The organism is Pilimelia anulata (assembly GCF_014647895.1).
Taxonomy (GTDB): domain Bacteria; phylum Actinomycetota; class Actinomycetes; order Mycobacteriales; family Micromonosporaceae; genus Pilimelia; species Pilimelia anulata.
Window position 1 is genome coordinate 65,576 of record NZ_BMQB01000006.1, and the last position, 20,002, is coordinate 85,577.

Below are 20,002 nucleotides of genomic sequence, written 5' to 3' on the forward strand. Positions count from 1 at the left end.
TGTCAGCCCTCCTCGTCATCGCCGGTCGCCACGTCCGGCACCAGGCCGGGCCCGGCCTTCGCGGCCGGGGTGGTGTCGAGGTGCTGGAGCAGGCCCTCGACGTACGAGACGTCGACCCGCACCTTCTGTACCCGTCCGTCGGTGTCGCGCATGACGAACTCGCGGAAGCCCAGCCGGGCCGAGGACGCGGTGTCGACCTGGGACAGCGAGGCCAGCGTCGCCTCGTACCCGTCGCCGACCGGCACCCGCAGCAGGCGCAGCGCCTCCGAGGCGATCTCGCTGTCCTCGGCGATCCGGCCGACGAACACGGTCGACACCAGGTTCTGCACATCCAGGCCCAGGATGTCGCGCGGGTTCTGCGAGGCGACCAGCGCGGCCAGGTTCCACTTGCGGGAGTCGCGGGCCAGCCGGACGAGGAACGAGCGCCCCGAGCGCCACCCCTCCATGAAGTGCGCCTCGTCCAGCCCGACCAGCTTGCGCTGACTCATCGTGCCGCCGTAGCAGCGGCGGACCGCCAGCCGGTGCGCGGTGTGCAGCATCGGCAGCGCCAGCGCCTCCTCGGCCGACCAGTACTCCCGTTCGATCTTGAGGTCCGGCAGCCGGAGCCCGGCCATGGTGATCACGGTCAGCGCCGCGTCCGCGCCCAGCAGCCCCTCCGGCTGCCGGCCGAAGAACAGCAGCGCCAGCGGCATCTCGGCGGTGTCCAGCAGCAGGTCGGCCAGCTCCCGGGCCGCCTCGTCCTGGCCGCGCAGGCAGGTGATGACGTCGTCCAGGGTGGACGTCTCCTCGGCCGGGACCTGCCGGACCGCGTGCCGCAGCAGCGTCGCCGTCGACGCCTCCCGGGCCACCTGCGGCGGGACCAGCATCATGCAGATGTCCTGCACCAGCATCCGCCGCTCGGCCCGGGCGTTCGACACCGCGATCTCGAACTCCCGGTCGCCCGACGCGCCCGTCGCGAACTCCGTCCGGGTCGGCGTCGGGATCAGCGAGTACGGCGCCAGCGTCCCCTGCTCGGACCCGGTCAGGTTCAGCACCCGGCTGTACGGCCGCAGCTCCGGCATCGCGCACAGCCGGGCCAGCGGGCCGGACGGGTCCAGCAGCGTGACCTGCACGCCGCGCCGCGCCGCCAGGTAGCCCAGCGCGCCGAGCAGCGTCGACTTGCCGCCGCCCGGCTCGGCCACGAACACCGCCAGGCCGGACCGCTCCCGCACCTCCATCGGGAAGTGCAGGTCCAGGAACACCGGCCGCCGGCAGGTGCCGGCCGTGCGGCCGATCAGGTCGCCGCGCCGGTCGCCGACCGTGCTCGCCGCCTGCGGCAGCGCCGCCGCCAGCAGCTTCACCGGCATCCGGCGCAGGTACCCGGTGTTCGCCACCGGCTCGCCCGGGATGAACTCGCGGGCCAGCCAGTCCTGCTGCTTCGGGTGCTGCAACGACAGCCGCAGCTCCCGCGAGTACAACTGCATCAGCCGCCGGGCCCGCTCCAGGCACTCCTCCCGGGACCGCCCGCCGACCGCCACCCGGTGCCAGCCGTGCGCCCGGGCCGACTCCACCGGCAGGCCGGTGGTCATGTCGTCGCCGATGTGCAGGGCGCGCTTGGCCAGCCGCTCCAGCTCGGGCGGGGCGTCGATGCCGTGCTCGGCGTAGTCCTGCTGCTGCGACCGGATCATCCGCAGCCGGTGCTCGAGGTTCTTGAACGAATCGTTCGGCCCGAGGATGTCGATCCGGCTGGACAGCTCCATCGGCCACGGCAGCCGCTCGTGGAAGTGCAGCCACGGCTCGTGCCGCTCGGGGATCTCCAGCGGCTCCATCCGCCCGACCGTGAGCACGGCGACGTGCCGCTCCTCGCCGGTCATCCGGTTCACCAGCTTGACCGTGCTGCCGTACGGCGTGCGGTACCGCTCGATCTGCTCGGTCAGCCCCAGCAGGTCGGCGGTGTCCCAGCGCCCGCCGGCGCCCGGCGACAGCGCGCCCGGCGGCGCCATGCACAGCGCCACCGACCGGTACAGCAGCCACTCCAGCTCGTGCGCGCTCGCCCGCCGCCCGCGCATGCCGAACGCGCCCAGCACCTCGTCGAACTGCTCGACCGTCCGGCTCATCCGCTTGCGCTCGGTGTCGGCGACGCCGCGGCCGAACGCCCGCAGCAGCCGCTCGCCCAGCGAGTCGCCCAGCGACCGCCGGTGGAACGTCACGCCCAGGTACGTCTGCCCCTCGGCGTGGTTCACCGACAGCAGGTGCCGCTGCGCCGCCACCAGGTGGTCCGGCCAGGAGGTCGCCCCCGGTACGGCGGCCAGCGGCGCCGGGGTGTGCGCGTCCACGGTGCGCGCCCACTCGTCGGCCGGGAACGGCCGGGTCGTGCGGCGCAGGTGCAGCCGGAACCCGGCGAGGCCGGCGTACTGCTCGGAGATCGCCGACAGCAGCGCCTCCCGCTCGGCGTCCGGGCGGAACGCCCACCGCGCCTCGGGCAGCCAGTACCAGGCGGTGACCGTGTGCGGCGTGAAGGTCAGGTGCCCGGCGATCTCGGTGATCGCCAGGTCCACGGCCGGGTCGCGGTCGCGGAACCGCGGCTTGCGCGGGGACGGCCGGCGGACGACGAGTTCGCCCCCGCCGCGGGACGACCGGCGGACGGTCGACGTCCGCTCCCGCGGCTGGCGCTCGCCCGGCTGGCGCTCGCCCGGCGGGCGGTTGCCGGGCTTGCGCTCGGGGCGGCGCTCGGCCGGCGCGGCGGTGCGGTCGCGCGGGTCGGCGGGGTCCTCGCGGTACCAGGCGTCGGCCGGGCGCTGGGCCGGTCGGCGGCCCGGCCGCTCGATTCCGGTGCCGATGCCGATGCCGATGCCGGTGCCGTCGGCCGGCGGCCCGGTGGGACGGCGGGGGTTGTCGACCGGGCCCGCCGGGGCGGGGGCGATCGCGTACACGCCCGGCGCCTCCTCGGTCAGCGCCGGCCGTGCGCGGTCGACCGCGGCCCCACCCCGTCCGACCGCGGACCTGCCCTGCTCGACGGTCGATTCGCCGTGCCCGGTCGGCGTGCCGCGCCCGGGCGGTGTGCCGCGGCCGGCCGGCGGGGCTGTGGGGGCGGCCGCCGTCGGCTCGCGCGTCGGCGGGCCGGCGTCGAGCACGTCGACATCCAGTACGTCGACGTCGGCCGCGGCCGGGTCGAGCGGGCGGACGTCCAGCACGTCGGCGTCGAGCACCCCGGGGTGGTCGAGCACCCCGGGGTGGAGGACGTCGGCGTCGAGGGCGTCCCCGTCGAAGACGTCGGCGTCGTGCGGCCGGCCGGCCGGCGGGCCGGCCCGCCCGGGCAGCGGCGCGGACCCGACCACATCGGCCTTGATCACCTCGGCCTCGACCACGTCTGACCCGACCATGTCGGCCTCGACGACGTCGGCGTCGATCACGCCGCGGCCGCGCGGGCCGCGGTCGCGCACGGTGCGGATCCGGCCGACCGCCTCGGCGGCCGTCGTCCGGGCGCCGGCCCGCGGCGGGCCGCCGACACCGATCGCACCGGCCGCACCGCTGTCCGCGCGCCGGTCGTCGCCGGGCACCCGGCGTCCGTCGCGCGGGTCGCGTCCGGGCAGCTCGGCCGCACCGTCGCGACCGTGCTCCCGGGCCGCTCGCTCCCCGGCCGCCCGCCCACGGACGACCGGATCCCGCACCGCCCGACCCCGAGCCGCCGACTCCCGTGCCGACTGGTCCGGCGTCGCGGGCTCGCGCGCCGGCTGGTCCGGCGTCACGGACTCTCTCGCTGCCCCGTCCCGCGTCGCTCGGTCCCGCGTCGCTCGGTCCCGGGGGAGTGGCTCTGCCCCGGTCGGGTCGCCGGCGGCTTGCCGGGCGCTGGCCGGCTCGATGCCGTTCGGTCGGGTGCCGGGTGGGTCGACCAGCCCGGTCCAGGCGCTCTCGCGCGGCACCGGCCGCCGCCCCCCGGCCGCCCGGCCGCTGCCGGCCCGCACCGCGGAGTTGCGGGCGGCGTCCCGCGCGCCGGGGCCACCGGCGCCACCGAGGCCGGCGGCGCCACCGGGGCCGCCCGAGCCGGCCCGGCCGTCGGCGCTGTCCCGGTCGCTGCCCGCGCGCCGCGACGCGGCCCCGCGACCGGGATTGTCCCGGCCGGGTCGCTCGCGCCGGTCGCCGCCCACCCGCCCGGCGTCGTCGCCGGGCCGTGCCCGCCCGGACTCGTCGGCCGGCCGCGCCCGCTCGCCGGCCCGTCGGCCCGGCCGCGACTCCGCGTCCGCTCCGTCGCCCGGTCCGGCGCCGGGTCGCTCGGCGGTGCCGCGGGCGCCGAGCGCCCGCCGGTCGGCGGCGCGGCGGGTCGCGGCCGGCGCGCCGGCATGCGGCTCCGGCCGCTGCGGCGCGCGCGCCGGCTCCTCGGCGAACAAATCGAGGAACGGCGACTCGATGTCCAGCTCGGACGGTGCGCCGGCGTCCGGCCGGGGCGCGAGCGGCGGGCGCGGCGGGCTGCCGACCGCGCGGAACACCGCCACCGCGCCGTGCCCCGGGCTCGTCACGAGGTCGCCCTCGATGATCCGGTCGTCGTCGGTACCGCGATGGTCGGGCGTGGAATCCGTCACGTCAGCTCCTGCCGCACTCGTATCCGGTTCGCCACCAACCGGGGGTCACGCTGCTCCACCGCGGGTTCGCGGGTGCGTCGCCAGTCGGTCAGCGCCGTGCGGATCACCGCGCGGGCCGGGCGGTCGGGGTCGACGTGGCGGAAGACGAACGAGGTGGTCACCATCGCCAGGGCGATGGGCCAGGCAGGGAAGATCTCGACCTCCTGGGTGAACAGCCAGGAGACGAACATGTACGCGGGCACCAGGATGATGAACAGGCCGTACTGCGCGTACGGCAGGTGCACCGGCAGCGTGTAGCCGGGGGGACCCAGGTAGACGAGGCGGGCCCGGTAGATGTCGTCGTCGGTACGCAGCCGCATGCCGACCTACTTGAACATCAGGCCGATGAGGTACTCGCCGACGAAGAACATCGTCGCGGCGCCGGCGATGAACCCGAGCCCCACGATCGCGATGGCCGAGCTGGTCAGCACCTTGCTGATCTCGCCGCGGCTGGCCCGGCCGATGAAGATGATGCCGAGGATGGCGAGCAGGATCGGCGCGATCTTGCTGGCGAAGAAGCTGACGACGCCCTCGGTGTTGACGCCCTTCGGCGGGGCGGCGGCGTGGAGCGCGAGCAGTGCCTCGCGCGGGTCGCCGACGGACCACGCCGCGTGCACGAGATCGCTGGCGCTCATAACACTCCGTTCGTCACCTCGCCACCGGGGGTGAGCGAGTCTGTGCCGGTTTGTCGGACTTTCAACCTATTTCCGCAGGCCCAGGCACTTGATGCCCCGCATTTGCAGAGCGTACGGGTCGCCCCCCTTCAGAACAACCTAAGAAGAGTGTTCTCACTGGGCCTCGTGATGCGGTTGAGACGCTCCCCACCTGCGCGAACGCCCCGGGGATGCCCGAATCGGGCACCGCGGGCGATCCGGTCGATCATGGGCGGCCCAGCGGGACACGCCGCCGACACGCCGACCCTCGACGTGATCACGGGCACGCGGGGCGCGGCAGCCGCCGCGGCCCGCCCGGCGTACCGTCGGGCCGGTGAACACGCTCCCGCCCGGTCCCGTCGTCATGGGGGTGCTCAACGTCACCCCCGACTCGTTCTCCGACGGCGGCCGGTACGACTCGCTCGACGCGGCCGTCGCGCACGGCGTCGCGCTGCGCGCCGACGGGGCGGACTACGTGGACGTCGGCGGCGAGTCCACCCGGCCCGGCGCCGCCCGGGTCGACGCCGACACCGAGAGCCGCCGGGTGCTGCCGGTGATCCGCGCCCTGGTCGCGGCCGGCGTACCGGTCAGCGTGGACACCACCCGGGCCCGGGTCGCCGAGGCGGCGCTGGCCGCCGGCGCCGCGCTGGTCAACGACGTCTCCGGCGGCCTCGCCGACCCGGCGATGGGCGCGGTCGTCGCCGCCGCCGGCTGCCCCTGGGTCCTCATGCACTGGCGCGCGCACGCGCGCGACATGGCCGCGCTGGCCCGGTACGACGACGTGGTCGCCGACGTCCGCCGCGAGCTGACCGGCCGGGTCGACGCCGCGCTGGCCGCCGGGGTCGCGCCCGACCGGCTGATCCTCGACCCCGGCCTGGGCTTCGCCAAGCGCCCGGAGCACAACTGGGCCCTGGCGGCGCGGCTGGGCGAGCTGGTCGGGCTGGGCTTCCCGGTGCTGTTCGGGGCGAGCCGCAAGTCGTACCTCGGCGCCCTCCTGCCGGACGCCGCCGGCCACCCGCGCCCGCCGGCCAGCCGGGAGGCCGCGACGCTGGCCACGTCCGTGCTCGCGGTCGCGGCCGGGGCCTGGGGGGTGCGGGTGCACGCGGTCCGGGCGACCGCCGACGCGCTCGCCGTCTGGGCGGCCACCGGCCGCCCGGTCGTCGGACCCACCTGATTAGCTGTGCGCATGGCGGAACCATCAGCCCCCGGACCGGCAGCCCCCGGACCGGCACCAGCGCCTCCCGGGCCGGTGCCAGCGCCTCCCGGGCCGGTAGCGGCCCCCGCGGCTGGATCGGCGGCCCCCGTTGCGGAACCGGCAGCCCCCGCGTCGGAGCCGGCGGCGCCCGGCACGGACCGGATCACGCTCACCGGGCTGCGCGTGCGCGGCCACCACGGCGTGTTCGACCACGAGCGGGCGGCCGGGCAGGACTTCGTCGTGGACGCCGTCCTGGAGGTCGACCTCGCGGCGGCCGGGCGCAGCGACGCCCTGGCCGACACCGTCGACTACGGCACCCTGGCCGACCGCCTGGCCGGGATCGTCGCCGGCCCGCCGGTGGACCTGATCGAGACGCTGGCCGCCCGGCTGGTCGACGCCTGCCTGGCCGACCCGCGGGTGCGGGCCGCGACGGTGACGGTGCACAAGCCGTCCGCGCCGATCCCGCTCACCTTCGCCGACGTCGCGGTCACCCTCCGCCGCGAACAACCGCCCGCCGCCGGCCCGGGGGAGGGGCCGTGAGTCGCGCCGTGCTCGGCCTCGGCAGCAACCTCGGCGACCGGATCGGCCACCTGCGGGACGCCGTCGCCGCCCTCGACGACGTGCTCGTCCTCACCTCCGGCGTGTACGAGACGCCGCCGTGGGGCGACGCCGACCAGCCCGCGTACCTCAACGCCGCCGTCCTCGCGGTCGCGCCGGACGTGCCGCCGCGGTACTGGCTCGACCGCGCCCGCGCGCTGGAGGACGCCGCCGGCCGCCGCCGCGACCCCGACCGCCGGTACGCGCCCCGCAGCCTCGACGTCGACGTCGTCGCGGTCTGGGACGACGCCGACGCCCCGGTGTACAGCGACGACCCCGAACTGACCCTGCCGCACCCGCGGGCGCACCTGCGCGCGTTCGTGCTGCGCCCGTGGATCGACATCCAGCCGTACGGCGAGCTGCCCGGCCGCGGCTGGCTCACCGACCTGCTCCAGGTCGAGCCCGTCCTGGGTGACGTACCGGACATCAAGGGCCGACCCGACCTGCCGCTAGGCTCGTAGGCGATGAGCGCACCGGACCAGCCACCGGACCCGCCCCCGCCGCGGGGCCCCGGCCTCGTTCCCACCAGCCCGTCCACCCTCGTCCTCGCCGGCCTGCTCACGCTGGCCCTGTCCTGGCTGCTGATCAGCCGCTTCTACGGGCAGCTCCCGGCGCTGCCGTGGGTACCGGCGGCGTGCAGCGCCGTCCTCGCCGTCGTGGCGTTCGTGCTGGCCGCGCAGACCCGGGCCCGGGTCGCCGGCCGGCGGGTCGCCGCGCCGCTGCTCGTCGCCCGGCTGGCCGTGCTGGCCAAGGCGTCGTCGGTCACCGGCGCGGTGTTCGCCGGCATGTACGGCGGATCGCTGGTCTGGCTGATGATCGAGCAGGCCCGGGCCGGCTCGACCGAGGCCCGGACGGCCGACGTGCCGGTCGCGGTCGCCGGTACGGTCGCCGCCCTCGCCCTGGTCACCGGCGGCCTGCTGCTGGAGCGCGCCTGCCGCGTCCCGCCCCGCGACGACGACCCCGAACCCCCGCCCGCGCCCCCGGCCTGACCCGCCGCGACAGCGCCGCGCGACGCCCGGGTGACCCTCCGCGGCCGCCCGGGGCCGGGGCCGCGGTAACCAGCCGGACATCCGGTTACGGCTGACCGTTCGTGCCGGTAGCGTGCGCCGGGAGACGAGCGGAAGGCAGGGTCATGGCTTACGGCGACCGGGACGAGGGCACGTCATTCGCCCAGTTCCCACCCTATGTCGACGAGGTGGACGACCCGCGCGTACCGCAGCAGCGCACCGCATACGACCGGATCAAGGACTTCCGCGACCCGCCCCGCCCGCTGCCGGCCGCCCCGGCCCGGCCGCCCGCGGCGGTCCCGGCCGAGGTGCTCGACCGGGTCTTCGACGACCCCGAGCAGGGCGAGCCCGGCCGCGACCGGCTCGGCTTCCACCTGTTCTGGGAGGCCGCGCTGCTGGTCGCCGCCGCGCTCGCGGTCGCGCTGCTGTACCGGCGGGACGCGGCCGGGTTCGCCGGCGACGCGCGGTCCGCGCTGCTGGTCACCGCGGCCGGGTTCGGGCTGCTCGCGCTGGCCGCGGACGTGAGCCTGCGGGCCGGCGCCGCGAACCTCGCCATCGGCCCGATCGGCGTCGCCGCCGCGCTGCACGTCGCCGAGCAGGGCGACAAGGGGACGCTGACCGCCGCGGTCGTCGCCGTCGGCGCCGCCGCCGTCGTCGGGCTGCTGCTCGGCCTGCTCGTCGGGCTGCTCCAGGTGCCCGGCTGGGCGGCCACCGCCGCCGCCGCGCTCGCCGCGGCCGCGCTGGTCGCCGGCCGCTCCGCGCCGGTCGAGCCGCAGAACGGGTACGTCCTGCTCACCCACGCCCTGCCGCTGGCCGCCGCGGTCGGCGTCGCGCTGGTGCTGCTCGGCCTGCTCGGGGCGGGCCGCCGGTTCCGCCGGGTGCTCGGCCGGTTCCGGCCGGTCCGCGACCCGGCCGTCCGCCGGGGCGGGGCGGCGGCCGCCGTCGTGACCGCCGCGCTGACCGCGAGCTGCGCGCTCGCCGCGGCCGGCGGGGCCGCGCTGACCGCCCTGGCCGGGGAGCCGGTCGTCCCGAACAGCGGCCTCCAGTGGACCGGCCTCGCCCTCGGCATCGCCCTGCTGGGCGGGGTCAGCGCGTACGGGCGGCGCGGCGGCATCGCCGGCACCCTGCTCGCCACGCTGCTCGTGGTCGCCGTCGGCACGCTGGTCACCGAGCCGCCGTACGTGCTCGCCGCCCTGGCCGTGCTGGGGGGCCTGGTGGTGACCCGGCTGGTCGAGCGGTACGGCCGCCCGCCCGCCGTCGCGGGCTGGTCCGACGCGCCCACGCGCGAGTCGTGGGTCGGCGACCCCGACCGCCGCTGACCGGTGGGGCGGGCGACCCGCCGGTAGGGTGGGCGCATGAGCACCGCCGAGGGTTCCGCACCGGACGTCGCCGCGCTCGACGCGCTGCCCACCGAGGAGCTGCGCCAGCGGGCGTTCGCCCGCGCCCGCCAGCGGGTCGACCTGCGGTTCTTCTGGTCGGTCATCCAGCACCTGCCGCACGCGGCGGCGGTCGAGGACCTGGACGGCTCGCTCGGCGCGTACGGCGCCACGGTCGACGACGCGGTGGCGATGTGGCGGGAGTTCCACGGCCACGGGTACGGCGCCAGCGAGCCGCTGCTGCGGGCGGCCTTCATCGAGTACCTGCGCGGCGGCGACCCCGGCTGAGGCGTCCGGTTCCCCTGTCGGCCGGCCGGCGCCCGGTTCACCCCGGCCGGATCGGGCCGGGCCGCTGACCGTGCCGGAACGGCACCAGCGCATTCCCATCGGGCATTACCGTCCGTAGCGTTCCTCGCATGCCCAGCGTCGACCCCGCATCCGTGCGCGGCGCCCGCTCCCTGCTGTTCTGGGGCGGCGTCGTCGCGGCACCGGTCGCCGCACTGATGATCCTGTTCGCTGACGGTGACGGCGGGCTGCGGATCGCGGCGGTGGTGGCGGTCCTCGCGGTCGTCGTCATCGGGCTGTCCGGCACGCTGCGCGGCGGCATGGCGAGCCTGGACCGCGTCGAGGAAGCCATCTTCGACGAGAGCGACGCGCTGCGCGAGGACCTGCGCGAGGACATCAAGACGGCCGTCCGGGCGGTGCACAAGTCGCTCGTCGAGAAGCAGCACGGCTCGGCCGGCGAGGTGGCCGACCTGCGCGCCCGGATCACGCACCTGGAGACCGGCCCGCCCGCCGCGGCGCCCGAACCGCCCCCGCAAGCGCGGGCCGACCGGCCCGGCGACGACCAGCCCGAGTCCGAGCAACCCCGATACGAGGTACCCGCGATGATCGAGCAGCAGCGCGACGGTGACTGGCAGTACGCCAACGACCTGCAGGGCAGCGCCCGACGCGACCCCGTCAACGACCGGGGCCGGTCGGGCGCCGCGGGGTCCCGCTGGGCGGAGACCGACGGCCGCGGCCGACCCCGGTACGGGGCCGGGTACGCCGACGAGCGGGACGGCCGGTGGACCGCCGAGCAGCAGTGGCCGGCCGAGCGCGCCGACCGGGGCTGGACCGGCCAGCCGGCCGACCAGCAGCGGTGGGCCGCCGACCCGCGGGCCGACCAGAGCCGGACCGACCAGAGCCGAGCCGATCAGAGCTGGACCGACCAGAGCTGGGCCGAGCAGCCCGCCGCGCCGCGCTGGACCGAGCCGCCGGCCGACCCGCGCCGGGCCGCCGACGCCCGGTACGCCGACGCCGCCCGCTGGGCCGCCGAGGAGCCGGCCGGGACCCGGTACGTGCCCGGCCGCACCGACCGCGCCGGCTACGGTGCCGAGGCCGCCCGGGCCGCCGCGGGCCACCCCGCCGCCGAGGGCTGGGTCGCGGGCTACCCCGACGGCGGCTACGGCTCCGCCGCCACCGACGGCTACGCCGACCCCCGCGCGGCGCTGCCCGAGGGCTACGCCGACCCCCGCGCCGCGGCGGCGACCGACGGTTACGCCGACCCCCGCGCCGCCGCGGCGACCGGCGGCTACGCCGACCTGCAGGCCGCCCGGACCGACGGCTACGGCATCCCGGCCGTGACCCACGCCGCCGACGAGCGCTGGCCCGACCCGCGCGCCGACCGGCGCTGGGCCGACGACCGCTACACCGACCCCCGCGGAGCCGACCCCCGCCAGCCCGACGCCCGCCACGCCGACCCCCGCCACGCCGACCCCCGGCCCGCCGAGCACCGCCGCGCCGAGGCCCGCCCCGCGGACCCCCGGTACGCCGACCAGCGCCCCGCCGCCGACCAGCCGGCCGACCAGCGCTGGACCGAGCCCGCCGACGCCCGCTACGCCGACCGCGCCGAGCCCGCCGAGGGCCGCTACGCCGACCGCGCCGAGCCCGCCGAGGGCCGGTACGCCGAGCGCGCCGACGCGGCCGGGTACGCCGAGCCGACCCGGTACGGCGCCGCCCGGCACCGCGCCCAGCGGTACGAGGAGCTGTCCCGGTACACCGAGCGCGCCGCCGCCCGGCACGCCGAGGAGGAGGCCACCCGGTACGCCGAGACCGCGGGCAACCCCCGCTGGACCGAGGACCGGCACGCCGAGGAGCGGTTCGCCGGCCGGTACGCCGACGCCCGGTACGAGCAGCGCCCGGAGACCCGCTGGGCCGAGCCGCGCGGCGAGTCCCGCTGGACCGACGCGCGGAACGTACAGCGCCCGGCCGAGTCCCGGTCCGCCGGCTCCCGGTACGCCGAGCAGTCCCGGCACGCCGAGGAGGCCCGGATCGCCGAGGCGCGCGCCGCCGAGGCCCGGGCCGCGGAGCGGTCGGTGCCGTCGGCGCACAACCGCCGCGACCGGTACGCCGACGCCGCCGCCCGCCCGGCCGGGGCGCAGCCCAGCTACCGCGACGAGGCCCGCGGCTACGCGGCGCAGGGCTACCGCGCGGGCGAGACCTGGTAGGCGCTACTTGTCGATGTCGCCGACGACGAAGAACATCGAGCCGAGGATGGCGATCAGGTCCGGCACGAGGCAGCCGGGGATCAGCGTGGCCAGCGCCTGCACGTTGGCGTAGGAGGCGGTGCGCAGCTTGAGCCGGTACGGCGTCTTCTCGCCGCGCGAGACCAGGTAGTAGCCGTTGATCCCGAGCGGGTTCTCGGTCCACGCGTAGGTGTGGCCCTCGGGCGCCTTGACCACTTTGGGCAGCCGGACGTTCACCGGTCCGGTGATCCGGTCGACCCGGTCCAGGCAGGTGCGGGCCAGGTCGAGGGAGGCGTACACCTGGTCCAGCAGCACCTCGAACCGGGCGTGGCAGTCGCCGGCCGTCCGGGTGACGACCGGGACGTCCAGCTCGCCGTACGCCAGGTAGGGCTCGTCCCGGCGCAGGTCCAGGTCCAGCCCGGACGCCCGGGCCACCGGCCCCGACGCGCCGTACGCGGCCGCGGCCGCCGCCGACAGCACGCCCACGCCGACCGTACGGGCGAGGAAGATCTCGTTGCGCCGGATCAGGTTGTCCAGGTCGGGCAGCCGGCGGCGGACCAGGTCGATCGCCGCCCGGGCCCGCCCGGTCCAGCCGGCCGGCACCTCCTCCTTGAGCCCGCCGACCCGGTTGAACATGTAGTGCATCCGCCCGCCGGAGACCTCCTCCAGCACCTCCTGCAGCGCCTCCCGCTCGCGGAACGCGTAGAAGACCGGCGTGATCGCGCCGATCTCCAGCGGGTACGAGCCGAGGAACATCAGGTGGTTGAGGACGCGGTTCAGCTCGGCGAGCGCCGTGCGCAGCCAGGTGGCCCGCTCCGGTACCTCGATGCCCATCAGCCGCTCGACCGCGAGCGCCACGCCCAGCTCGTTGCTGAACGCGCTCAGCCAGTCGTGCCGGTTCGCCAGCACGAGGATCTGCCGGTAGTCGCGCACCTCGAACAGCTTCTCGGCGCCGCGGTGCATGTACCCGACGACCGGTTCGCACGCGGTCACCCGCTCGCCGTCGACGACGAGCCGCAGCCGCAGCACGCCGTGGGTGGACGGGTGCTGCGGTCCGATGTTGAGCACCATGTCGGTGGCCGCGACCCCGCCCTGCGTGCCGACGACCATCTCCCGCGCGCTGTCCTGCACCCGCCCATCCTCCCATCCGCCGCCCGCCACGCCGGCCCGGCGGCCCACGCGCCACTGCGGACCGCCAGCCGGCGCCATCCCGGGCCGGCGCGCCCGCGCGCCATTCGGGCCGGGGGGCCGTTGCCATTCCGGGCCGGCGGGCCAGCGCGCTACCCCCTGCCGGCGGTCCGCGGGCCACCCCGGGCCGGCGGCCGCGTTACCCCGGACCGGCCGCCAGCGGGTCGAGGTCGCCGAGGCCGCGCGGGTGCAGCAGGAACCAGTGCCCGCCCAGCCCGCCCGGGTCCAGCAGCTCGCCGGCCGCGCCGGCCGCCGCCAGCGCGCGCAGGTACGCCGCCGGGTCGCGGTGCGCCGATTCCAGCGGCGGCCGGCCGCCGTCGACGCCGAGCGCGCGCAGCGCGTCCCGCTGCCGGACCAGCCGGTACGGCGCCCCGGCCGCCGCCGCGGCCGAGTCCAGCGCCACGTGCGCGGTGAGGTCGGTGCGCCCGTCCGGGACCGGCGGCACCCGCCGCCCGCCGCGGTACCCCACCAGGCTCCCGCCCGCGGGCCGGTCGGCCAGGGTGTGCCCGTAGTCGACGGCCAGCGCGACGCCCCGGCGCAGCCGGGCGACCGCGCCGGCCCACGCGGCGTCCCGGCTCCGGCCGATCTCCGCCGGCCCCGGGCCCGGCCACCAGCGCGCGCACCACGCGGCGTCGGCGGCCGCCAGCGGCCCGCCGCGGCCCTCGCGCCCGGCGGCGTCCACGGTGACGTACCGGCCGGCGCGGGCCAGGTCCAGCGGTACGTTGTCCAGCCACTCGGTCGCCAGCAGCACGCCGGTCACCGCGTCCGGCGCGGCGGCCCGCCAGTCCAGCCACGCCGGCAGCCCCGCGGGCCGGGGCGCCACCTCGACCGCGACGGCGCGCAGCCGGGCCCGGACGCCCGCCGGCAGCGCGGCGGCGAGCGCCAGCAGCAGCTCGCCCCGCCCGGCGCCGACGTCGACGAGGTCGAGCGGGTCGGGCCGGCCGAGCGCCGCGTCCACGGTCGCGACCAGGCGGGCGAGGGCGCCGGCGAACAGCGGCGAGGCGTGCGCGCTGGTCCGGAAGTGGTCGGCCGGCGCGCCGCGGCGGAAGAACCCCGCGGGCCCGTACAGCGCCCGCTCCATCGCCGCCCGCCACGTCTCGCCGCCCACGGCGCCCGACGCTACGCGGCCCCGCCCCGGCGGCCGGCCGGCGGTGCCGGAAACGCGCTCGGCGGGGCGCCGGGCGGGCAGTAGGGTCGCGGTCATGGTCAACCTGACGGAGCCGCTGCGCACCGAGCGGCTGGTGGTCCGGCCCTACACGCCCGCCGACCTGCCGCACGTGCGGCACATCCAGTCGCTGCCGGAGGTCACCCGGTACCTGCTGTTCGGCCCGCGCGACGAGGCCGAGGCGCGGGTGCAGTTGGAGCGCAAGGTGCGCCGGGGCGGGGTGCTGGCCGCCGAGGGGGACGCGCTGGAGCTGGCCGTCACCCTGCCCGACGGCACGTACCTCGGCGAGGTCCTGCTGTTCCACCGCAGCGCCGAGCACCTGGGCGGCGAGCTGGGGTACATGTTCCTCCCCGAGCACGGCGGCCGCGGGTACGCCACCGAGGCCGCGGCGGCCCTGCTCCCGCTGGCCTTCGACGGCGCCGGCCTGCACCGGGTGCACGCCCGGCTGGACGCCCGCAACCGCCCGTCGGCCCGGGTGCTGGAGCGGCTGGGCATGCGGCTGGAGGCCCATTTCGTCCGGAACGAGTACATCAAGGGCGAGTGGACCGACGAGCTGATCTACGCCCTGCTCGCCGACGAGTGGCGCGCCGCCCGGTCCGGCTGACCCGCCGGGCGGCTGCCGGCGCGCCGGGCAAAACGTGGCGTATCCGGCGGCGGGAGATTGGTCACAGGGATGGTGGGATCGCGTCCGGGCGGGCGCATACTGGCGCTCGACCGGTACCCCGTCCAGGACTGGATCACGACATGAGCGCACCCGTGCGCCCGCCCGCCAGCCGGGCCGGCGACCCCCGCACCGCGCCGCCCCCCGGCCCCGCCCTCCGCGTCGCCCTGGTCGGCCCCGGCCGCGCCGGGAGCGCCGTCGCCGCGGCACTCGCCGCCGCCGGCCACCACATCATCGCCGTCGCCGGCCGCACCCCCGGGACCGCGGCCCGCCTGGCACACGACCTCACCGCCGGCACCGCCGCCGATCCCGCCCCGCCCGCCGCCCGGGTCGTCGCCGACCCCCGCGCGGCCGCCGAGGGCGCCGATCTCGTCGTCGTCGCCGTCCCCGACGCCGCCGTCGCCGATGTCGTCGCCGCGCTCGCCCCCGCCGTCGGCCCCGGCCGGGTGGTGGCGCACCTCTCCGGCGCGTACGGCCTCGGCGTCCTCGCCCCCGCCCTCGACCGCGGCGCCGGCGCGCTCGCCCTGCACCCCGCGATGACCTTCGTGGGCGACCCCGGCGACGCCGCCCGGCTCGCCGCCGGCGTGACGTTCGGCGCGACCGCCTCGCCGGGCGCCGGGGCGGTCGCCCGGCGGCTGGTCGCCGACCTCGGCGGCCGGTTGGAGTGGATCGCCGAGGCGGACCGGGTGCGGTACCACGCCGCCCTCGCCCACGGCGCCAACCACCTGGTCACCCTCGTCGCCGACGCCGCCGAGCTGGCCGGCCGGGCCGGGGTGGCCGACCCGGCCGCGCTGCTCGCCCCGCTGCTGCGCGCCGCGCTGGACAACGTCCTGGCCCGCGGCGCCGCCGCGCTCACCGGCCCGGTCGCCCGCGGGGACGCCGCGACGGTCCGGGCCCACCTCGCCGACCTGGACCGGACCGCGCCGGGGATCGCGGCGCCGTACCGGGCGCTGGCCCGCCGCGCGGCCGACCGCGCCGCCCACCCGCCGGCGACCACCGCGGCCCTGCACGCCGCCCTCGCCGACCCGCCCGCCACCCCGACCGACCCGGCCGGGGGTGCGCGGTGACGCGGCTCGTGCACGACCGGGGCGCGCTCGCCGCCGCCCGCGACGCCCTCCCCGGCACCGTCGCCGTCGTCATGACCATGGGCGCGCTGCACGAGGGCCACGCCACCCTGCTGCGCGCCGCCCGGGCCGCCGCCGACCGCGTCGTCGCCACGGTCTTCGTGAACCCGCTGCAGTTCGGGCCGGCCGAGGACTTCGACCGGTACCCGCGCACCCTCGACGCCGACCTGGCCATCTGCACCCGGGAGGGCGTGGACCTGGTCTTCGCCCCGGACGCCGCGGAGCTGTACCCCGCCGGCCGGCCCGCCACCGCCGTCTCCGCCGGCCCGCCCGGCGAGCTGCTGGAGGGCGCCAGCCGGCCGGGCTTCTTCACCGGCGTGCTGACCGTCGTGCTGAAGCTGCTCCAGCTCACCCGGCCGCACCTGGCGTTCTTCGGCGAGAAGGACTACCAGCAGCTCACCCTGGTCCGCCGGATGGTCCGCGACCTGGACGTACCGGTGCGGGTGGTCGGCGTGCCGACCGTGCGGGAGCCGGACGGGCTGGCGCTGTCCAGCCGCAACCGGTACCTCGACCCGGCCCAGCGGGCCGCCGCCCTGGCCCTGTCCGCGGCCCTGCGCGCGGGCGCCGCGGCGGCCGCCGCGGGCGCCGGAGCGGCCGGCGCGCTGGCCGCCGCGCGGGCCCACCTGCCGCCCGCCCCGGACCCGCCCGGCCCGGCGGACCCGGTCCTGGACTACCTGGTCCTGACCGACCCGGACCTGGGCCCGCCCCCGGCCGCCGGCCCGGCCCGACTGCTGGTCGCGGCCAGGGTCGGCGCCACCCGACTGATCGACAACGCCCCCCTCGACCTCGCCCCCACGCGCTGACGGGAGACCGCCGTGATCCGCACGATGCTCAAGTCCAAGATCCACCGGGCCACCGTCACCCAGGCCGACCTGCACTACGTGGGGTCGGTCACGGTCGACGAGGACCTGATGGACGCCGCCGACCTGCTCGCCGGCGAGCAGGTGGCGATCGTCGACGTCACCAACGGGGCCCGGCTGGAGACGTACGTGATCCCGGGCCAGCGGGGCAGCGGCGTGATCGGCATCAACGGCGCCGCCGCCCACCTGGTGCACCCCGGCGACCTGGTGATCATGATCTCGTACGGGCAGTTCGAGGACGCCGCCGCGCGCGCGTACGAGCCGCGGGTGGTGCACGTCGATGCCCACAACCGGATCATCGAGCTGGGCGCCGACCCCGCCGCGGCGGCCCCCGGAATGCCCGGTGACCTGCGTCGGGGCGACCTGGCCGCTACGGTCGGATAGGGGCGCCCGCGGCGCCCCGGCGGAAGCGGTGCGCGAGGGAGGGCGGATGCGGGTCGGACGGGCACTGCGCGCGGCGCTGGTCCCGGCGCTGCTCGGCGCGCTCGCCGCCTGCGGCACCGGCCGCCCGCCGGGCATCGACGGCGTGCTCGCCGACGAGTGGCCAGACCTGCCCGAGCTGACCACGTTCACCCCGCGGGACGAGACCTGCCACGCGGCGTTCGCCGAGTCCGGGCCGCGGGCGGCGTACGAGCCGGTGGACTGCGACAAGCCGCACAAGACCGAGACGATCCACGTCGGCGGGTTCACCGGTACCGCGGCCGAGGCCAAGTCCCCGCCGACCACGTCGTCGGCGGCGTACCGCGGCGCGTACGCCACCTGCGACAAGGAGGCGACGAAGTTCCTCGGCAAGGACTTCCGGTACGGCCGGCTGTGGCTCGGGGTGACCGTCCCGTCGAGCCCGGGCTGGGCGGGCGGCGCCCGCTGGTACCGGTGCGAGCTGGGCGAGGTGGCCAACGTCGAGGACTTCGGCGACCTGATCAACCGCTCCGGCACCCTGGCCGACGGCCTGGCCACGGCGTCGCCGCTGGACCTGGGCTGCTACCGGGTCACCGCCTCGGCCGCCGGCGCGATCACGAAGATGACCCCGGTGGCCTGCACCGGCCGGCACAACAGCGAGTTCGTCGGCGTGTTCACCGCCCCGGCCGCGCTGGCGTACCCGACGACCGGCCCGGACTGGGAGCGGATGCACACCCGCTGCCGGGCGGTCGTGGCGACGTACGTGAAGGTGCCCAACGACGCGAACCTGCGCTACCGCACCGGCACCGTCGCCGTCCCCAACACCGAGGAGGACTGGGAGGCGGGGAACCGCGGCGTGCGCTGCTACCTGTACGTGAACACCGGCAAGTTCACCGAGTCCCTCAAGGGTGCGGGCGTCAAGGGCCTGCCCGAGCGCTGATGGCGCACCCGGCGTTGGGCGCCGGGGGTCCGGCCGGGTTGAATGAGGCCATGAGGCCGCCCCTGCCCGCCCTGCCCGTCCGCCTGGCCGCCCCCGACCCGGGCTGGTCGGAGACGACGGACGTCGTCGTGGTGGGCTCGGGCATCGCCGGGCTGACCGCGGCGCTGCACCTGCGCGAGGCGGGCCTGCACGTCACGGTCGTCACCAAGGTCAACATCGACGACGGCTCGACCCGCTGGGCGCAGGGCGGCATCGCCGCGGTCCTGCACCCGCTGGACACCCCCGCCGCGCACGCCGCGGACACCGAGGTCGCCGGCGTCGGGCTGTGCGACCCCGCCGCGGTCCGGGTGCTGGTCGAGGAGGGGCCGGAGCGGGTCCGCGAGCTGATGCGCTGGGGCGCCCGGTTCGACCGGCACCCGGACGGCTCGCTGATGCTCACCCGCGAGGGCGGCCACCACGCCGACCGGATCGTGCACGCCGGCGGCGACGCCACCGGCGCCGAGGTGCAGCGGGCGCTGCACGAGGCGGTCCGCCGCGACCCGTGGATCCGGCTGGTCGAGCACGCCCTGGTCCTGGACCTGCTGCGGGCCGCCGACGGCCGGGCCTGCGGGCTGACCCTGCACGTGCTCGGCGAGGGCAGCGAGGACGGCGTCGGCGCGATCCTCGCCCGGGCGGTCGTGCTGGCCACCGGCGGGATGGGCCAGGTGTTCGCCGCCACCACCAACCCGGTCGTCTCCACCGGCGACGGGGTGGCGCTGGCGCTGCGGGCCGGCGCCGCGGTCACCGACATCGAGTTCGTGCAGTTCCACCCGACCGCGCTGGCGGTCGGCGGCGGCGTGGCCGGCCCGGCCGCCGCCCAGCAGGCGCTGGTCTCCGAGGCGCTGCGCGGCGAGGGCGCCCACCTGGTGGACGCCGCCGGCCGCCGGTTCATGGTCGGCCGGCACGACCTGGCCGAGCTGGCCCCGCGCGACGTCGTCGCCAAGAACATCCACCGCGAGCTGCTGGCCACCGGCGCCGACCACGTCTTCCTGGACGCCCGGCACCTGGGCGCCGGGTTCGTCCACGGCCGGTTCCCGACGATCGTCGCCTCCTGCCGGGCCGCCGGCATCGACCCGGCGCACGACCTGGTGCCGGTCACCCCGGCCGCCCACTACGCCTCCGGCGGGGTGGTCACGGACCTCGCCGGCCGCACGTCGATCCCCGGCCTGTACGCGTGCGGCGAGGTGGCCTGCACCGGCGTGCACGGCGCCAACCGGCTCGCCTCGAACTCGCTGCTCGAGGGCCTGGTCTTCGCCCGCCGGATCGTCGACGACATCGCCGCCGGCCTGCCCCCGCAGGCCGACCCGGCGCCCGCGCCGGCGGGCCCGGCCGCGGCGGTCGACCCGGCCGGGCGGGCCGCCCTGCAGCGGGCGATGACCCGCGGCGCCGGCGTGCTGCGCTCGGCCGACTCGCTGGCCGGCGCGGCCGCCGCCCTGGTCGAGCTGGCCGCGGCCCCGGCCCCCGCCGGCACGGCGAGCTGGGAGATGGCGAACCTGGCCACCGTGGCGACCCTGCTGGTCGGCGCCGCCGCGGCCCGCGCCGAGACCCGCGGCTGCCACTGGCGGGAGGACTTCCCCGAGGCGGCCGACCGCTGGCGCGGGCACCTGGTGGCCACCCTCGACCCGGACGGGAGCCGGCGGGACGCCTGGCGCCCGGTGGCGCCGGCCGCCCCGGCCGCCGCCCCGACGAACGG

Annotated in this window: 17 protein-coding genes and 2 pseudogenes; 14 read left to right on the forward strand and 5 right to left on the reverse strand. The window is 77.9% G+C overall.

What is annotated here, in order from left to right:
- Positions 1–2 precede the first annotated feature (2 nt).
- Positions 3–2,860: pseudogene (locus IEY94_RS14485) on the reverse strand (ATP-binding protein); the annotation flags it as partial.
- A gap of 148 nt (positions 2,861–3,008) precedes the next feature.
- Between IEY94_RS14485 and IEY94_RS24495 the strand changes: the two are divergent.
- The gene (locus IEY94_RS24495; RefSeq protein WP_444544020.1) at positions 3,009–3,353 is read left to right on the forward strand and encodes a hypothetical protein; all 345 of its coding nucleotides are present in this window, start codon (positions 3,009–3,011) and stop codon (positions 3,351–3,353) included.
- A gap of 1,202 nt (positions 3,354–4,555) precedes the next feature.
- Here the strand turns inward: IEY94_RS24495 and IEY94_RS14490 are convergent.
- Together IEY94_RS14490 and IEY94_RS14495 are read right to left on the reverse strand one after the other, a co-directional pair.
- Positions 4,556–4,918: a hypothetical protein gene (locus tag IEY94_RS14490; RefSeq protein ID WP_189170706.1), complete on the reverse strand. Its 363-nt coding sequence runs from the start codon at positions 4,916–4,918 to the stop codon at positions 4,556–4,558.
- A 6-nt stretch (positions 4,919–4,924) separates the two neighbouring features.
- Positions 4,925–5,233, reverse strand: a complete 309-nt coding sequence (locus tag IEY94_RS14495; protein WP_189170707.1) for a hypothetical protein — start codon at positions 5,231–5,233, stop codon at positions 4,925–4,927.
- Positions 5,234–5,615: 382 nt separating this feature from the next.
- Here IEY94_RS14495 and folP point away from each other — a divergent pair, with 382 nt between their 5' ends.
- The 7 genes from folP to IEY94_RS14530 all read left to right on the forward strand — a co-directional run bounded on the left by folP (position 5,616) and on the right by IEY94_RS14530 (position 11,915).
- Entirely contained in the window at positions 5,616–6,425 is an 810-nt protein-coding gene (gene folP / locus IEY94_RS14500) for a dihydropteroate synthase (protein WP_189170966.1), read from the forward strand.
- A 183-nt stretch (positions 6,426–6,608) separates the two neighbouring features.
- Complete coding sequence (folB, locus tag IEY94_RS14505) at positions 6,609–6,986, forward strand: dihydroneopterin aldolase (protein ID WP_268244847.1); 378 nt, start codon at positions 6,609–6,611, stop codon at positions 6,984–6,986.
- On the forward strand, positions 6,983–7,504 hold the full coding sequence (gene folK / locus IEY94_RS14510) for a 2-amino-4-hydroxy-6-hydroxymethyldihydropteridine diphosphokinase (protein WP_189170709.1): 522 nt from the start codon (positions 6,983–6,985) through the stop codon (positions 7,502–7,504). The genes folB and folK overlap by 4 nt, the downstream gene beginning before the upstream one ends.
- A 3-nt stretch (positions 7,505–7,507) precedes the next feature.
- Complete coding sequence (locus IEY94_RS14515) at positions 7,508–8,032, forward strand: DUF3180 domain-containing protein (RefSeq protein WP_189170710.1); 525 nt, start codon at positions 7,508–7,510, stop codon at positions 8,030–8,032.
- Between the two features lie 143 nt (positions 8,033–8,175).
- The gene (locus tag IEY94_RS14520) at positions 8,176–9,369 is read left to right on the forward strand and encodes an ABC transporter permease (RefSeq protein WP_189170711.1); all 1,194 of its coding nucleotides are present in this window, start codon (positions 8,176–8,178) and stop codon (positions 9,367–9,369) included.
- 36 nt (positions 9,370–9,405) lie between these two features.
- Positions 9,406–9,714 carry a hypothetical protein gene (locus IEY94_RS14525; RefSeq protein ID WP_189170712.1) on the forward strand — a complete coding sequence of 103 codons (309 nt, stop codon included), beginning with the start codon at positions 9,406–9,408 and terminating at the stop codon, positions 9,712–9,714.
- Positions 9,715–9,842: 128 nt separating this feature from the next.
- Positions 9,843–11,915, forward strand: a complete 2,073-nt coding sequence (locus IEY94_RS14530; protein WP_189170713.1) for a hypothetical protein — start codon at positions 9,843–9,845, stop codon at positions 11,913–11,915.
- A gap of 3 nt (positions 11,916–11,918) precedes the next feature.
- Here the strand turns inward: IEY94_RS14530 and IEY94_RS14535 are convergent, their stop codons facing one another.
- Positions 11,919–13,043, reverse strand: a complete 1,125-nt coding sequence (locus IEY94_RS14535) for an NADH-quinone oxidoreductase subunit D (RefSeq protein ID WP_189170967.1) — start codon at positions 13,041–13,043, stop codon at positions 11,919–11,921.
- 217 nt (positions 13,044–13,260) lie between these two features.
- Positions 13,261–14,202, reverse strand: coding sequence for an SAM-dependent methyltransferase (locus IEY94_RS14540; RefSeq protein ID WP_189170968.1), 942 nt, complete (start codon positions 14,200–14,202; stop codon positions 13,261–13,263).
- A 121-nt stretch (positions 14,203–14,323) separates the two neighbouring features.
- Between IEY94_RS14540 and IEY94_RS14545 the strand changes: the two genes are divergently transcribed.
- The 6 genes and pseudogenes from IEY94_RS14545 to IEY94_RS23585 all read left to right on the forward strand — a co-directional run.
- Positions 14,324–14,890 (forward strand): GNAT family N-acetyltransferase, encoded by a 567-nt coding sequence (locus IEY94_RS14545; protein ID WP_189170714.1) that lies wholly within the window; start codon positions 14,324–14,326, stop codon positions 14,888–14,890.
- A 140-nt stretch (positions 14,891–15,030) separates the two neighbouring features.
- Positions 15,031–16,014: a Rossmann-like and DUF2520 domain-containing protein gene (locus IEY94_RS14550; RefSeq protein ID WP_189170715.1), complete on the forward strand. Its 984-nt coding sequence runs from the start codon at positions 15,031–15,033 to the stop codon at positions 16,012–16,014.
- Positions 16,011–16,874: a pantoate--beta-alanine ligase gene (gene panC / locus IEY94_RS14555; RefSeq protein ID WP_189170716.1), complete on the forward strand. Its 864-nt coding sequence runs from the start codon at positions 16,011–16,013 to the stop codon at positions 16,872–16,874. Before IEY94_RS14550 ends, panC begins: the two co-directional genes overlap by 4 nt.
- A gap of 12 nt (positions 16,875–16,886) precedes the next feature.
- A complete protein-coding gene (panD, locus tag IEY94_RS14560; RefSeq protein ID WP_189170717.1) occupies positions 16,887–17,315 on the forward strand; it encodes an aspartate 1-decarboxylase in 429 nt (142 codons plus the stop codon).
- Positions 17,316–17,361: 46 nt separating this feature from the next.
- Positions 17,362–18,270, forward strand: coding sequence for a septum formation family protein (locus IEY94_RS14565; protein WP_189170718.1), 909 nt, complete (start codon positions 17,362–17,364; stop codon positions 18,268–18,270).
- A 50-nt stretch (positions 18,271–18,320) separates the two neighbouring features.
- A pseudogene (locus IEY94_RS23585) lies at positions 18,321–19,961 on the forward strand (L-aspartate oxidase); the annotation flags it as partial.
- Positions 19,962–20,002: the final 41 nt, after the last annotated feature.

Bases quoted from the DNA above. Each gene is read 5' to 3' on its own strand.
- IEY94_RS14520 (WP_189170711.1), top strand. From the start codon at position 8,176: ATGGCTTACGGCGACCGGGACGAGGGCACGTCATTCGCCCAGTTCCCA.
- IEY94_RS14515 (WP_189170710.1), top strand. From the start codon at position 7,508: ATGAGCGCACCGGACCAGCCACCGGACCCGCCCCCGCCGCGGGGCCCC.
- folP (WP_189170966.1), top strand. From the start codon at position 5,616: ATGGGGGTGCTCAACGTCACCCCCGACTCGTTCTCCGACGGCGGCCGG.
- IEY94_RS14550 (WP_189170715.1), top strand. From the start codon at position 15,031: ATGAGCGCACCCGTGCGCCCGCCCGCCAGCCGGGCCGGCGACCCCCGC.
- IEY94_RS14530 (WP_189170713.1), top strand. From the start codon at position 9,843: ATGCCCAGCGTCGACCCCGCATCCGTGCGCGGCGCCCGCTCCCTGCTG.
- IEY94_RS14495 (WP_189170707.1), bottom strand. From the start codon at position 5,233: ATGAGCGCCAGCGATCTCGTGCACGCGGCGTGGTCCGTCGGCGACCCG.
- IEY94_RS14490 (WP_189170706.1), bottom strand. From the start codon at position 4,918: ATGCGGCTGCGTACCGACGACGACATCTACCGGGCCCGCCTCGTCTAC.
- IEY94_RS14535 (WP_189170967.1), bottom strand. From the start codon at position 13,043: ATGGTCGTCGGCACGCAGGGCGGGGTCGCGGCCACCGACATGGTGCTC.
- IEY94_RS14565 (WP_189170718.1), top strand. From the start codon at position 17,362: ATGCGGGTCGGACGGGCACTGCGCGCGGCGCTGGTCCCGGCGCTGCTC.
- IEY94_RS14525 (WP_189170712.1), top strand. From the start codon at position 9,406: ATGAGCACCGCCGAGGGTTCCGCACCGGACGTCGCCGCGCTCGACGCG.
- IEY94_RS14545 (WP_189170714.1), top strand. From the start codon at position 14,324: ATGGTCAACCTGACGGAGCCGCTGCGCACCGAGCGGCTGGTGGTCCGG.
- IEY94_RS14540 (WP_189170968.1), bottom strand. From the start codon at position 14,202: ATGGAGCGGGCGCTGTACGGGCCCGCGGGGTTCTTCCGCCGCGGCGCG.